Below are 13,455 nucleotides of genomic sequence, written 5' to 3'. Positions count from 1 at the left end.
AGCTGCCCGCCCCCGTGTCAACATCCCGTTCGGTATCCGAGGTCCCGTCATGCGGGGCACACCGCACGGTACTTGACCTTCCGCACGTCACCCGCCGAGGATCACCGCATGGATCGACTCCTCAGCCGTACCGTCGACGGTGTCCTGCGCGCGAGCGCCCGGCGCGTGCCCGACCGGATCGCCGTCCGGTACGCCGACCGCACCTGGACGTACGCGGAGCTGGACGCGGCCGTCACCACCGCCGCCGCAGTCCTGCGGGAGCCGCACCACGGCCTCGCCCTGCCGGAGTACGCCCGGGTCGCCACGTACGGCCACAACTCCGACGCCTACCTCATCGCGTTCCTCGCCTGCGCCCGGGCCGGGCTCGTCCACGTGCCGGTCAACCACCACCTGACCGGCGAGGACCTCGCGTACGTCCTGGAGCAGTCGGACAGCTCGCTCGTGCTCGCCGACCCCGCCCTCACCGGCCGGATCCCCGAGGGCTTCGCGGTCAAGGCGCTGCGGGACGCGCCCGGTTCGCTGCTCGACGCGCTCGCCGAACCGGAGGAGTACCTCACCGACCGGGACGCCCGCGACCTCGCCCAGCTGCTCTACACCTCGGGCACCACCGCACTCCCCAAGGGCGCGATGATGACCCACCTCGCCCTCGTCCACGAGTACGCGAGCGCGATCGAGGCCCTCGACCTGAGCGAGGACGACCGGCCGGTGCACGCGCTGCCGCTGTACCACTCGGCGCAGATGCACGTCTTCCTGCTGCCCTACCTCGCCGTCGGCGCCGAGAACACGATCGTCGACGGACCCGACCCGGCCGTCCTGTTCGACCTCGTCGAGGCGGGCCGCGCCGACAGCCTCTTCGCCCCGCCGACCGTCTGGATCGGCCTCGCCAACCACCCCGACTTCGCCGCCCGCGACCTCTCGGCCCTCCGCAAGGCCTACTACGGGGCCTCGATCATGCCGGTCCCCGTCCTGGAGCGGCTGCGCGTCCGGCTGCCCGAGCTCGCCTTCTACAACTGCTTCGGCCAGTCGGAGATCGGACCCCTCGCCACCGTCCTCGGCCCCGACGAGCACGAGGGCCGGATGGACTCCTGCGGCCGCCCCGTACGCCACGTCGAGGCCCGCGTCGTCGGCGAGGACGGCGAGGACGTCCCCGACGGCACCCCGGGGGAGATCGTCTACCGCTCCCCGCAGCTGTGCGAGGGCTACTGGCGCAAGCCCGAGGAGACCGAGGAGGCCTTCCGGGGCGGCTGGTTCCACTCCGGGGACCTCGCGGTCCGCGACGCCGAGGGCTACCTCACGATCGTCGACCGGGTGAAGGACGTCATCAACTCCGGTGGCGTGCTCGTCGCCTCACGCCAGGTCGAGGACGCGCTCTACACCCACCCCGGGGTCGCCGAGGCGGCCGTCATCGGCCTCCCCGACGAGCGGTGGATCGAGGCGGTTACGGCCGTCGTCGTCCCGCGCGGGGACGTCACCGAGGCCGAACTCCTCGGCCATGCCCGCGAGAAGCTCGCCCACTTCAAGGCGCCGAAGCGGGTCTTCCTCGTGGACGCCCTTCCTCGCAACGCCAGCGGCAAGATCCTCAAGCGGGACCTGAGGGACCGCTTCGGCGGTCAGCTCTGACCCTTCTCCTCCATCACGCAGAGGATGTTGCCCTCGCTGTCCTTGAACCAGGCACCCCGCATGGTGCCCGCCTCGGCCACGCCGTCGACCGTCTTGAGGTCGGGCAGGTCGTAGTCCTCGAACGTGACGCCCTTGGAGCGCAGCGTCGTCATCTCCGCGTCGAGGTCGGCGACCTTCCAGCTCGCCAGCGTGTGATCGGCCTTGCCGCCGTACGGCGTCTCGTAGAGGCCGATGGTCGTCCCACCGCACTCGTACCTGGTGTCCTCCGGCGCGTCCTTCGTGAGGGGCAGACCGAGGGTCTCCGAGTAGAACTGCTTGGCCCGGTTCATGTCACTGACCGGAATGATCGCGGCTATGGGGGAGTCCGACAGCATCGCAACCACCTCCTCCCCCCAGGCTACGCGCCCCGGAGGTCCACGATCCGCTTGATCTTGCCCACCGAGCGCTCCAGCGTCTCCGGGTCGACGACCTCCACGGCCACCGAGACCCCGACCCCGTCCTTCACCGCCGCGGCGATGGCCCGCGCCGCCTCCGCGCGCTCCTCCTGCGTCGCGTCCGGGCGGGCCTCGGCGCGCACGGTCAGGGCGTCGAGCCGGCCCTCGCGGGTCAGCCGCAGCTGGAAGTGGGGTGCCACGCCCGGGGTGCGGAGCACGATCTCCTCGATCTGGGTGGGGAAGAGGTTCACCCCGCGCAGGATGATCATGTCGTCGCTGCGTCCGGTGACCTTCTCCATCCGGCGGAAGACCCGCGCGGTCCCCGGCAGCAGACGGGTGAGGTCGCGCGTGCGGTAGCGGATCACCGGCATCGCCTCCTTGGTGAGCGAGGTGAAGACCAGCTCGCCCTCCTCCCCGTCGGGCAGCACCTCGCCGGTGAACGGGTCCACGACCTCCGGGTAGAAGTGGTCCTCCCAGATGTGCAGGCCGTCCTTGGTCTCCACGCACTCCTGCGCCACGCCGGGGCCGATGACCTCCGACAGGCCGTAGATGTCGACCGCGTCGATCGCGAACCGCTCCTCGATCTCCTTGCGCATCTCCTCCGTCCACGGCTCCGCGCCGAAGACGCCCACCTTCAGCGAGGTCGACCGCGGGTCCACGCCCTGCCGTTCGAACTCGTCGAGCAGCGTCAGCATGTACGAGGGGGTCACCATGATGATCTCGGGCCGGAAGTCCTGGATGAGCTGCACCTGGCGGGCCGTCATGCCGCCGGACGCCGGGATCACCGTGCACCCGAGGCGCTCCGCGCCGTAGTGGGCGCCGAGCCCACCGGTGAACAGGCCGTACCCGTACGCCACATGGACCTTGTGGCCGGGGCGCGCCCCGGCCGCGCGCAGGGAGCGGGCCACCATGTCGGCCCACATGTCCAGGTCGGCCTCGGTGTAGCCGACGACGGTCGGCCGGCCGGTGGTGCCGCTGGAGGCGTGGATCCGCCGGATCCGGGACTGGTCGACGGCGAACATGCCGAAGGGGTAGTGGTCGCGCAGGTCCGACTTGGCGGTGAACGGGAAGCGGGCCAGGTCCGCGAGCGTACGGCAGTCGTCCGGGGTCAGCCCGGCCGCGTCGAAGGACCGCCGGTAGAAGTCCACGTTCTCGTACGCGTGGCGCAGGGTCGCGCGCAGCCGCTCCAACTGGAGGGCCGCCAGCTCCTCGCGCCCGAGCCGTTCGCCGCTGTCCAGCAGTTCCGTCATGCGCCACTCCTCCGCTGTCGTAAAACGGACAACCGATCATTCGGTTGATCCGTTCCGGGTCAGTAAAACCGGAGGTACCCGGGGCTTGGCAAGGGGGGTGGACGAACTTTTCCCGACCGTGTGACCGTCCGGACGGCGGAGCGTGCACGGCGCTCGCGGGGCGGCCGCCGCCACGCGGCGCTCCCACCCGTTCGCGCCGCACCCGGACGAGGGACGACACGGTGCGTTACACCTGGACGCGGAGAGTGACGAACGAGTCCGCGAACGCCCCAGAAAGCGAGTCACCCATGTCGGTCGACACCGAACCGGCGGCCACCCCGCCCGCCATCGAGCTCCGCCAGGTCCAGCTCAGCCTCAGCACCGCAGCCGCCCGCAACCTCGCCACCACCACCAAGTCCGAACCCCAGATGCAGGGCATCAGCTCCCGCTGGCTGCTCCGCACGCTCCCCTGGGTGCACACCCCCGGCGGTGTCTACCGGGTCAACCGGCGCCTCTCGTACGTGGTCGGAGACGGCCGCGTCACCTTCGTGAAGAGCGGCTCCCGGGTCGAGGTCATCCCCGCCGAGCTGGCCGAACTCCCGCTGCTGCGCGGCTTCGACGATCCCACCGCGCTCGGCGCGCTCGCCGACCGCTTCGTCCAGCAGGAGTACGGGCCCGGCCAGGTCGTCGTGGAGGCCGGCGGGAACGCCGACCACGTCTACCTCATCGCCCACGGCAAGATCGAGAAGCTCGGCACCGGACAGTACGGCGACGAGACCGTCCTCGGCCGGCTCGGCGACGGCGACACCTTCGGCGGCCAGGTGCTCGCCGGGGACGGGACCTGGGACTTCACCGCCAAGGCCGTCACCGCCGTGACCCTCCTTGCGCTGCCCCGCACGGCCTACCTCGCCGTGGCCGAGCAGTACGAGAACCTCCGCGACCACGTCCAGGGCGGCGGGGCCGACGGCCACCAGCGCTCCACCAACCTGTTCGGCGAGGCGGCCATCGAGCTCAGCGCCGGCCACGTCGGCGAGGCCGTGCTGCCCCACGCGTACGCGGACTACGAGCTCAGGCCGCGCGAGTACGAACTCAGCGTCGCCCAGACCGTCCTGAAGGTCCACACCCGCGTCGCCGACCTCTACAACCAGCCGATGAACCAGACGCAGCAGCAGCTCCGTCTGACGATCCAGGAGCTCCGCGAGCGCCAGGAGCACGAGCTCGTCAACAACCCCGAGTTCGGTCTGCTCCACAACGCCGACTTCGACCAGCGCATCCAGACCCACTCGGGCCCGCCGACCCCGGACGACCTCGACGACCTGCTCAGCATGCGCCGCGACACCGACTACATCTTCGCCCACCCCCGGGCCATCGCCGCCTTCGGCAAGGAGTGCAACAAGCGCGGTCTCGTGCTCGGCACGGTCGACGTCGAGGGGCGCCCGATGCCGGCCTGGCGAGGGGTCCCCATCCTGCCCTGCGGGAAGATCCCGGTCACCGACCGGCAGAGCTCCTCGATCATCGCCGTCCGCACCGGCGAGAACAACGAGGGCGTCATCGGCCTCCACCAGACCGGCCTGCCCGACGAGATCGAGCCCAGCCTCAACTGCCGCTTCATGGGCATCGACGAGAAGGCGATCATCTCCTACCTCGTCTCCGCCTACTACTCCGCCGCCATCCTCGTGCCGGACGCGGTCGGCATCCTGGAGAACGTCGAGGTCCGTCCGCGCGCCTGACCCGCCGACCGGGCGGGGTGCCGGGCAAATCCCGTTGCCCCGCGCCGGACGCCGGTGCTGGAGTGGCCCGCATGGAACCTCAGCACCTGCGCGACCTCCACGACCTCCAGCTGCGCCGCGAGGCCCGCCCCGACGGGCCCGGCTGCCGCGTCGAGCGCGTCGGCGCCGTCGTCCGCCAGACCGGCCCCGCGCACGCGTGGAACGGCGTCCTCTGGTCCGGGCTCGACGCGCACGACGGGCCCGCCGCGGACGCCGCGATCGCCGCGCAGATCGCGCACTACCGCGCCGCCGGCCTGTCCTTCGAGTGGAAGCTGTACGCGCACGACACCCCCGCCGACCTCGGCGACCGCCTCCTCGCGGCGGGCCTCGCCCCCGAGGAACCCGAGACCGTGATGGCCGCCGAGGCCGCCGCCCTGCCCCGCGAGGTCCCGCTCCCGGAGGGCGTCGAACTCCGCGCGGTCACCGACGAGACCGGGGTCCGCCAGGTGGTCGAGGTCCACGAGCGGGCCTTCGGCACCGACAGCTCCCGCCTCGGCCGCCAGCTCCTGGACCGGCTCGCGGCCGACCCCGGCACGGTCACCGCCGTCGTCGCCCTCGCCGCGGGGGAGCCCGTCAGCGCCGCCCGCATGGAGCTGTACCCCGGCACGGACTTCGCGGGCCTCTGGGGCGGCGGCACCGTCGAGGGCTGGCGCGGCCGCGGCCTCTACCGCGCCCTGGTCTCCCACCGCTCCCGCATCGCCGCCGAACGCGGCCACCGCTACGTCCAGGTCGACGCGGCGGACACCAGCCGCCCGATCCTCCGGCGCCTCGGCTTCCTGACGCTGACGACCACGACGCCGTACGTGTACGAGGTCTGAGGCCGCCTACCCCTGGTCGTGGGCGGTCACCACCGCGCGCAGGAGTCCCGGGAAGCGCTCCTCGAACTCCTCGCGGCGCAGCGCGTTCATACGGGAGGTCCCCGCGTAGTGCTGGCGGATGAGGCCGGCCTCGCGCAGGACGTGGAAGTGATGGGTGGCCGTGGACTTGCTGACCGGCAGGTCGATGGTCCCGCAGGCGAGGTCCTCGCGGGCCGCGTACAGCTCGGCGACGATCCGCCGCCTGACCGGGTCGACCAGGGCGTCCAGGACCTGCTGCAGGCCGATGTCGCGCATGTCGGGGTGGGGCGGGACGCGGTCCCGCCGGTCGGTGCCTGTCACTGCTCTCATCGTCGTGTCGCCTCCGGGAGCATCGTACGACAGGCGTCAAAGTTCTATGGCCATCGAAGTTTGACAGTGGTCGAACCTTGCGCTTGGCTGGGGCCCGGCGGCGGAGCGGTCCGCCCGCCGCCGTCACCGAACGGGAGGGGAAGCCCGATGAGCAAGGCCAGGACGGTGCGGTTCCACGAGTACGGCGGCCCGGAGGTGCTCCGCCTGGAGGACGTGGAGGTCGGCGAGCCCGGCCCCGGCGAAGTCCTCCTCCGGATCGAGGCCATCGGCCTCAACCGCGCCGAGGCGCTCTTCCGCGGCGGCCACTACATCGAGCCGGCCCGGAGCTTCCCCGCCCGGCTCGGCCTGGAGGCCTCGGGCGTCGTCGAGGCCCTCGGGGAGGGGGTCGACGGGCTCGCCGCCGGGCAGGCGGTGAGCGTGGTGCCCTCGTTCTCGATGAACGACCACGGGGTCTACGCCGAGCGCGCGATCGTCCCGGCCTCCTCCCTCGTGCCCCGCCCCGAGGGGCTCGGCCCCGTCGAGGGCGCCGCCGTGTGGATGCCGTACGTCACGGCCTACGGCGGACTCGTCGAGGTCGGCGGGATGCGCGCGGGCGACACCGTCGTCCTGACCGGCGCCTCCAGCAGCGTCGGGCTCGCCGCGATCAGGACCGCGCACCGGATCGGCGCCACACCCCTCGCCACCACCCGCACCCGGGCCAAGAAGGACGCCCTGCTCAAGGCGGGGGCGGCCGAGGTGATCGTCACCGACGAGGAGGACGTCGCCGAGCGGGTACGGGACCTCACCGGCGGGCGCGGCGCCGACCTGGCCTTCGACGGCGTCGCGGGCCCCGGCCTCACCGACCTCGTCAGGTCCGTCGTCCCCGGCGGCACCGTGCTGCTCTACGGAGCCGTGAGCGGGCTGCCGACCCCGTACCCCGGCTTCGACCTGGGGATGCCCGCCGTCTCCCTGAGGACCTACACGATGCCGGAGACGACCAGGGACCCGGAGCGGCTGCGCCGGGCTCGCGCCTTCGTCGAGTCCGGACTGCGCACCGGCTTCTTCGAAGCGGCCGTCGACCGCACCTTCCCGCTCGACGAGATCGTCGCCGCGCACCGGGCCATGGAGGCCGGCCGGCAGGTGGGCAAGATCGTCGTGACCGTGCCCGAGTGAGGGGCCGTCAGGCGGTCCAGTGCGCGGGGCGGTCGAAGCCCTCCGGGAGGCGGGTCGCGGTGTTCCCGCGCGCCGAGTTCAGCTGGGGCTGCGTCAGGAACAGCGCGCCCGTCAGATCCGCGTCCGACAGGTCGGCGTCCCGCAGGTCGGCGCCGATCAGGTCCGCGAGCGACAGGTCCGCCCCCGTCAGGTCGGCGGCGATGAGCAGCGCCCCGCGCAGGTCGGTGCCCCGCAGCTTCGCCCCGCGCAGCCGCTTGCCGATCAGGTCCGCCCCGCGCCGGCTCTTCGGCCGCCCGCCGGCCGTGGCGCGCACCAGCTCGCTCGTCCGCAGGAGCAGCGGGTTGACCTCGGCGCGCACCGGGCCCACGTCCAGCTTCTCCAGGGCGTCCGGCGTGCCGCCGGTGAGCTCCTCGACCCGGGCCAGCGCGGCCCGCAGCTCGGCGTGGACGGGGCGGGCCGTCGGCAGGGCGAGGGCCTCCGTGAGGTAGCGCAGCAGCTCGTGCAGCTGGCGCACCACCGGGAAGACCTCGTACATCTGCCGGGCCGTCTCCGGAGCCTCGCGCCAGGACACGCCGCCGAAGGTCACCTGGGAGACCTGCTGGCCGGCGCCGAAGCAGTCGTACACCGTGCAGCCCTGGAAGCCGCTCGGCCGCAGCCGCGTGTGGATCCCGCAGCGGAAGTCCTCCTGGAGGTTCCGGCAGGGCTCGCCCGACGACTTGTTCACGGCGAAGTCGGCCGACTTGGCGAAGGGCAGTGCCACACAGCACAGGCCGAAGCAGTTCGCGCAGTCGCCGCGCAGGGCGGATTCCCGGGTGTCGGGCACGGTGGAACGCTTCCTTCGCAGTTCGGGGACGGTCCTCCACCGTATCGCGCGGCCGCTCCGCCGCTCCCGGCGCGGCGCTCACGGCCCCCGGCATGGCGCTCACGGCGAAACCGATTGCGAAGATCCACCCGGGCCGGTGAGGATCGGCGGCATGCCGACGTTCACGACCCATGACGGAACCCAGCTCGCCTACCGCGTCCAGGGGGAGGGGGAGCCGCTCGTCTGCCTGGCGGGCGGGCCGCTGCGCGACGCCGGCTACCTCGGCGACCTCGGTGGACTCGCCGCCCACCGCACCCTCGTCCTGCTCGACGCCCGCGGCACCGGCGAGAGCGCCGCCCCCGCCGACCCCGGCACGTACCGCTGCGACCGGCAGGTCGGCGACGTCGAGGCCCTCCGCGCCCACCTCGGCCTGGACCGGATCGACCTCCTCGGCCACTCCGCGGCCGGCAACCTCGCCGTCCTGTACGCCGCCGCCCACCCCGAACGGATCCGCTCCCTCGTCCTCGTCACCTCCCTCGGGCGCGCCCTCGGCGTCGGGACCACCGACGAGGAGTGGGACAAGGCCGTCGAGGTCTTCGCCGACCAGGACTGGTACCCGGAGGCCAGGGCCGCGCTCGACACCATCGGCCCCGACACCCCCCTCCGGCGCGTCTACGAGATCACCGCCCCCTTCGCGTACGGCCGCTGGGACGCCGCCGCCCGGGAGCACGCGGCGGGCACGGGGCGGGAGACGAACTGGGAGGCCGCACCCGCCTACCACGGCGAGGGCGCCTACGACCCGGAGACGACCCGCCGCGCGCTCGGCGCGCTCACCGCGCCCGTCCTGATCGTGGCCGGCGAGTACGACGCGGGCCCGACCCCCGCGAAGGCGGCCGAGGCGGCGGCCTGCTTCCCCCACGCGGAGCTCGTCGTCCAGCCGGGCGCCGGACACCATCCGTGGGTCGACGACGCGGACGCCTTCGTCCGCCCGGTCGCCGCCTTCCTCGACCCGGCCGTCCGCACGGTCACCGTGGACGGCGTGCGGATCGCCTACCGGGTCGCGGGACCCGAGGGCGCCCGGCCCGTCGTCCTGGTCCACGGCCGCGGCAACAACGGCACGACCTGGACGGAGATCGGCGCGGACCTGGCCGCCGACCACCGGGTGTACGCCCTCGACCTGCCCGGCCACGGACTCAGCGACCGGACCGGCCGCTACGGCTTCGAGGACTTCCGCGACGAACTCGGCGGCTTCCTCCGGGCCCTCGGCCTCGCCGGCGCCACCGTCGTCGCCCACTCGATGGGCGCCGCCGCCGCGTACCTCCTGGCCCAGCGCGAACCCGGCCTGATCGGCCGCCTCGTCCTGGAGGAGGCACCGGCCTTCGTGCCGCTCGACCCGCCGCGGCCCGTCGCCGAACGCCCCGAGGGCCCCCTCGCCTTCGACTGGGAGATCGTCCTCACCACCGACGCCCAGCTGAACGCCCCCGACCCGGCCTGGCGCGAGGAGCTCTCCGCGATCACGGCCCCCACCCTCGTCCTCGCCGGTGGTCCGACCAGCCACGTCCCCCAGGACCAGCTCGCCGTCCTCGCCGCCTCCATTCCCGACGCCCGCCTCGTCACGATCGCGGTCGGCCACCTCGTCCACAACGCCGCACCGGACGAATTCCTCGCGGCAGTAAGGGAGTTCGGTCTGTAACCGCCCGCCGCTGGCCGTCGGTTGGCCGGTATGAATCGTCCGTGTTCGTCACGGCGCCGCCGACGATTCATCAGATGGTGCGTACTCGTGTTCATCGCGGGTTCACGCCGTACGGGTGTGGCTACGGTCGTCCGCGTCGTCCCGCCGGGGGCGTCACCGGTCGATCGGGAGTGGACATGAGTTCTGTCGGACGTAGGACCGCCGCGGTGATGGCAGCCGCTCTGGCGTCACTGGGCGCGGGGGGTGCCGTCCCCGCGACCGCGGTCACCTCGTCGCCCGCGCCGTGCAGCGGTGCGGAATGCCCCAGCCTGAAGCCGGTCAGGCTGGTGGCCAGCCAGGCCACCCTGAACGTCACCCAGATGCAGCTGGAGAACATCCACGCGATCGCCTCCGACGCCGTCACCGGGGAGCCCGTCAGGGGCGTGAAGATCGTGTTCGCCACCATCGGCGGCCGGACGCTCGGTGCGGCCTACACCGACTACGACGGCGTGGCCGCGATCACCGCCCCGGAGAACCTGGGTCCCGGAACCCTCCAGGAACTCCTCGGCGGCTACGAAGCGGCGCTGCAGGGCGACGGCGTCCACACCCCGGTCGGAGCCCACGGGGCGATCACCGTCGGCACCGACCAGGGGCCCGGAGTGCCCGCCGGCCCGTGCTCCATCTGCAGTGACCGCGGGCTCAAGCAGGACGTCGTCCCGGTCGACTGGAGCCGGTGACGATGCGCATCTTCCCCCGACGGTCCCGGGCGGCCGGTCACGGTCCCGCGGGCATCGGCGAGGCCGGTGCCCGGGACGGCGCCGCCGTGGCCCCCGTCGGCGCCGTCAACGGACACAAGGTCCTGGAGACGGTGGCCGCGCTGCCCATCAGCACCTGGCGCTACGTCTGGGAGCCCGACGACGTCCGCCACCTCGGACCGATGGCCCAGGACTGGCACGCCGCCTTCGGCCTCAACCGCGACGACACCAGGATCCCGGTCGTCGACGGCCTCGGCGTGGCCCTGGTCTGCGTCCAGGCGCTCCACCGCCACGTGACGGAGCTGGAGGCCGAAGTGGCCCGGCTGCGGGAGTCCGCCGCCGTGGCCTCGTCCCCGTCCGAGGTGGGGCGATGACGGCGCGGCAGGATCTGTCGCCGGTGTCCACGGACGCGGTCTTCCGGCTTCCGGTGACGGTCTGCCGCATCACCGGGTTCCTCGGCGAGCGGACGGCCGGCGTCCTCCTGGAGCGTGCCGTCGCCTCCACGGGGGACCGACTGAAGCCCTCCATGATCCGGGACCGGGAGCTGGACCCCGACCTGCGCCGGTCCCGGTCGTGCCCGGACTTCGAGGCGCCCGAGCTGCTCGCGGCCATCGACGACGTCCGGGAGTCGGTCGAGCGCGCGCTGGGAGTCGACTGCCGGTACACCGAACCCGGTTACGGGCTCAACGTGCACAACGACGGGGACTTCTACCGGCCGCACCAGGACAGCAGCATCGCGTACGCCCCCCGGCGCCTGCTCACGTTCGTGTACTACCTCCACCGCACGCCCCGGCCGTTCACCGGCGGCGAGCTGCGCGTCTTCGACGCCGCCCTGCCGCTGCACACCGACACCACCGGGGCATGGGAGGAACGCACCTGGCGGGACTGGGAACCCGAGCACGACAGCATCGTGTTCTTCCTGCCCACCGCCTGGCACGAGGTGCGCCCGGTCGCGTGCCCCGGACAGCGGCACGAGGACAGCCGCTTCGCCGTCAACGGCTGGCTCTGCGCCCCCGACCCCGCGCACCGCCACGCGGACTAGTCGCGCTGCTCCCCGTCGGCCTCCACCGCCACCGCGCGGGCCCAGCGGTAGTCCGCCTTGCCGCTGGGGGAGCGCTGGATGCGGTCGGTGAGGACCAGCTGGCGGGGGACCTTGTAGCCCGCCAGCTGTTGTCGGCAGTGGGTCTGGAGGGCCTCCAGGTCCAGCGGACGCGCGTCCGGCCGGAGTTGGACGACCGCGGCGACGTGATTGCCCCAGCGGGCGTCCGGGACGCCGGCGACCAGGGCGTCGTACACGTCGGGGTGCGACTTGAGCGCCTGCTCGACCTCCTCCGGGTACACCTTCTCGCCGCCCGTGTTGATGCACTGGGAGCCTCGGCCCAGGACGGTGACCACCCCGCTCTCGTCCACCGTCGCCATGTCGCCGAGCAGGACCCACCGCACCCCGTCCCGCTCGAAGAAGGTCTCGGCGGTCTTCGCCGGGTCGTTGTAGTAGCCGAGCGGGACGTGCCCGCGCTGCGCGAGCCGGCCGGTCTCGCCCGGTGCGACGGGGACGCGGGTCGCCGGGTCGACGACCTGGGTGCGCTCGTTGACGTGCAGCCGGAAGCCCTTGGCCGGGCCGGAGTCGTCGGTGGCCCGGCCGTTGGAACCCGACTCGGTGGAGCCGAAGTTGTTGAGCAGCGTGACGTTCGGCATGAGCTCCTGGAGCTGCGCCCGCACCGTCTCGGACATGATCGCCCCGGAGGACGAGAGGCTGAAGAGGGCGGAGAGGTCCGTGCCCCGCAGCGGTCCGCGCAGCGCGTCCACGAGCGGGCGCAGCATCGCGTCCCCGACCAGGGAGATGCTGGACACCTTCTCCTTCTCCAGGGTGCGCAGCACCTCCTCGGGCACGTACTTGCGGTGCAGGACGACCCGCTGCCCGTAGTTGAGGGCGATGAACGCGGTCAGCGTGGAGGTGCCGTGCATGAGGGGCGGCGCGGGGAAGAAGGTGATGCCGGCGCCGCCGGCCGCGACCCGCTCCGCCAGCTCCTCGGGGCGCTTCACGGGCTCGCCCGCGGGGTCGCCCCCGAACAGCCCCGCGAAGAACAGGTCCTCCTGGCGCCACAGGACGCCCTTGGGCATGCCCGTGGTGCCGCCGGTGTAGATGATGAAGAGGTCGTCGGGGGAGCGGGGGCCGAAACCGCGATCCGGAGAACCGGAGGCCTCCGCGTCGGCGAACGGCACGCAGTCGAGCGCCGGGGCGTCCTGGAATGGGGCGCTGTGCTGCGCAGCAGCTCCTTGAGGGGTGGTGGCCGGGCGACGGGAGGGCGGGTTCCCCACCCTCACGAGGTGCCGCAGCTTCTCCGTCTGCGGCAGCGCCGCCGCGACCCGGTCGGTGAACTCGGCGTCGAAGACGAGCGCGGCCAGGTCGGCGTCCCGGTAGAGGTAGACGAGCTCCTCCTCCACGTACCGGTAGTTCACGTTGACCGGCACGATCCGCGCCTTGAGGCAGGCGAGGACGGTCTGGAGGTACTCGACGCCGTTGTACAGGTGGAGGCCGAGGTGCTCGCCGGGCCGGATGCCCGCGTCGGTCAGGTGGTGCGCGATCCGGTTGGCGGCGGCGTCCAGCTCGGCGTAGGTGAGCCGCCGCTCCTCGCCGGTGCCCGGATGGTCGACGTACACCAGCGCCTCGCGGTCGGGGACCACGTCGACGACCGATTCGAACAGGTCGGCAAGGTTGTACTCCACCGTTCCTCCTGACCCCGGTTCGCTGGTTCACATGGACGTGGCGGTCATTAGAGCGCCGACCGCCCGCCGGGGGAAGGGGGTGCGCAGAAGAATCTGACTGAGTGTCAGAAAACTATTGAACTGGGCCCG

At 72.7% G+C, this 13,455-nt stretch carries 13 protein-coding genes; 8 read left to right on the top strand and 5 right to left on the bottom strand.

The window, feature by feature from the left end; genetic code table 11:
- The first annotated feature begins 108 nt into the window (after nt 1-108).
- Nucleotides 109-1,620, top strand: coding sequence for a fatty acyl-CoA synthetase (locus ACFYX3_RS14835; protein WP_389012782.1), 1,512 nt, complete (start codon nt 109-111; stop codon nt 1,618-1,620).
- On the opposite strand, the gene ACFYX3_RS14830 is transcribed toward ACFYX3_RS14835, so the two are convergent.
- Together ACFYX3_RS14830 and paaK are read right to left on the bottom strand one after the other, a co-directional pair.
- Nucleotides 1,611-1,994 (bottom strand): VOC family protein, encoded by a 384-nt coding sequence (locus ACFYX3_RS14830; RefSeq protein WP_116162927.1) that lies wholly within the window; start codon nt 1,992-1,994, stop codon nt 1,611-1,613. The genes ACFYX3_RS14835 and ACFYX3_RS14830 overlap by 10 nt on opposite strands.
- A gap of 23 nt (nt 1,995-2,017) precedes the next feature.
- Nucleotides 2,018-3,304 carry a phenylacetate--CoA ligase PaaK gene (paaK, locus tag ACFYX3_RS14825; protein WP_389012779.1) on the bottom strand — a complete coding sequence of 429 codons (1,287 nt, stop codon included), beginning with the start codon at nt 3,302-3,304 and terminating at the stop codon, nt 2,018-2,020.
- Between the two features lie 287 nt (nt 3,305-3,591).
- On the opposite strand from paaK, the gene ACFYX3_RS14820 reads away from it, so the two are divergent.
- Both ACFYX3_RS14820 and ACFYX3_RS14815 read left to right on the top strand, forming a co-directional pair.
- The gene (locus ACFYX3_RS14820; protein WP_389012776.1) at nt 3,592-5,013 is read left to right on the top strand and encodes a family 2B encapsulin nanocompartment shell protein; all 1,422 of its coding nucleotides are present in this window, start codon (nt 3,592-3,594) and stop codon (nt 5,011-5,013) included.
- Nucleotides 5,014-5,084: 71 nt separating this feature from the next.
- Complete coding sequence (locus ACFYX3_RS14815) at nt 5,085-5,870, top strand: GNAT family N-acetyltransferase (protein ID WP_389012773.1); 786 nt, start codon at nt 5,085-5,087, stop codon at nt 5,868-5,870.
- A 6-nt stretch (nt 5,871-5,876) separates the two neighbouring features.
- On the opposite strand, the gene ACFYX3_RS14810 is transcribed toward ACFYX3_RS14815, so the two are convergent.
- A complete protein-coding gene (locus ACFYX3_RS14810) occupies nt 5,877-6,218 on the bottom strand; it encodes an ArsR/SmtB family transcription factor (protein ID WP_389012770.1) in 342 nt (113 codons plus the stop codon).
- A 147-nt stretch (nt 6,219-6,365) separates the two neighbouring features.
- On the opposite strand from ACFYX3_RS14810, the gene ACFYX3_RS14805 reads away from it, so the two are divergent.
- Nucleotides 6,366-7,370 (top strand): zinc-dependent alcohol dehydrogenase family protein, encoded by a 1,005-nt coding sequence (locus tag ACFYX3_RS14805; RefSeq protein ID WP_389012767.1) that lies wholly within the window; start codon nt 6,366-6,368, stop codon nt 7,368-7,370.
- Nucleotides 7,371-7,377: 7 nt separating this feature from the next.
- On the opposite strand, the gene ACFYX3_RS14800 is transcribed toward ACFYX3_RS14805, so the two are convergent.
- Nucleotides 7,378-8,193 carry a pentapeptide repeat-containing protein gene (locus ACFYX3_RS14800; protein ID WP_389012764.1) on the bottom strand — a complete coding sequence of 272 codons (816 nt, stop codon included), beginning with the start codon at nt 8,191-8,193 and terminating at the stop codon, nt 7,378-7,380.
- A gap of 151 nt (nt 8,194-8,344) precedes the next feature.
- Here ACFYX3_RS14800 and ACFYX3_RS14795 point away from each other — a divergent pair, with 151 nt between their 5' ends.
- The 4 genes from ACFYX3_RS14795 (at nt 8,345) to ACFYX3_RS14780 (ending at nt 11,641) form a co-directional block, all read left to right on the top strand.
- Nucleotides 8,345-9,865: an alpha/beta fold hydrolase gene (locus ACFYX3_RS14795; RefSeq protein WP_389012761.1), complete on the top strand. Its 1,521-nt coding sequence runs from the start codon at nt 8,345-8,347 to the stop codon at nt 9,863-9,865.
- Between the two features lie 176 nt (nt 9,866-10,041).
- Nucleotides 10,042-10,581 (top strand): hypothetical protein, encoded by a 540-nt coding sequence (locus ACFYX3_RS14790; protein WP_389012758.1) that lies wholly within the window; start codon nt 10,042-10,044, stop codon nt 10,579-10,581.
- Between the two features lie 2 nt (nt 10,582-10,583).
- On the top strand, nt 10,584-10,973 hold the full coding sequence (locus tag ACFYX3_RS14785; protein WP_389013207.1) for a tail fiber domain-containing protein: 390 nt from the start codon (nt 10,584-10,586) through the stop codon (nt 10,971-10,973).
- Complete coding sequence (locus ACFYX3_RS14780; protein WP_382657295.1) at nt 10,970-11,641, top strand: 2OG-Fe(II) oxygenase; 672 nt, start codon at nt 10,970-10,972, stop codon at nt 11,639-11,641. The genes ACFYX3_RS14785 and ACFYX3_RS14780 overlap by 4 nt, the downstream gene beginning before the upstream one ends.
- Here ACFYX3_RS14780 and ACFYX3_RS14775 read toward each other — a convergent pair.
- Nucleotides 11,638-13,326 carry an acyl-CoA synthetase gene (locus ACFYX3_RS14775; protein ID WP_385657717.1) on the bottom strand — a complete coding sequence of 563 codons (1,689 nt, stop codon included), beginning with the start codon at nt 13,324-13,326 and terminating at the stop codon, nt 11,638-11,640. The genes ACFYX3_RS14780 and ACFYX3_RS14775 overlap by 4 nt on opposite strands.
- Nucleotides 13,327-13,455: the final 129 nt, after the last annotated feature.

The sequence above is a fragment of the Streptomyces sp. NPDC002463 genome, from assembly GCF_042889835.1.
GTDB classification, from domain to species: Bacteria; Actinomycetota; Actinomycetes; order Streptomycetales; family Streptomycetaceae; genus Streptomyces; species Streptomyces nymphaeiformis.
The sequence above is the reverse complement of the archived record's forward strand: the minus strand, read 5'-3'. Positions and strand labels throughout refer to the sequence as shown.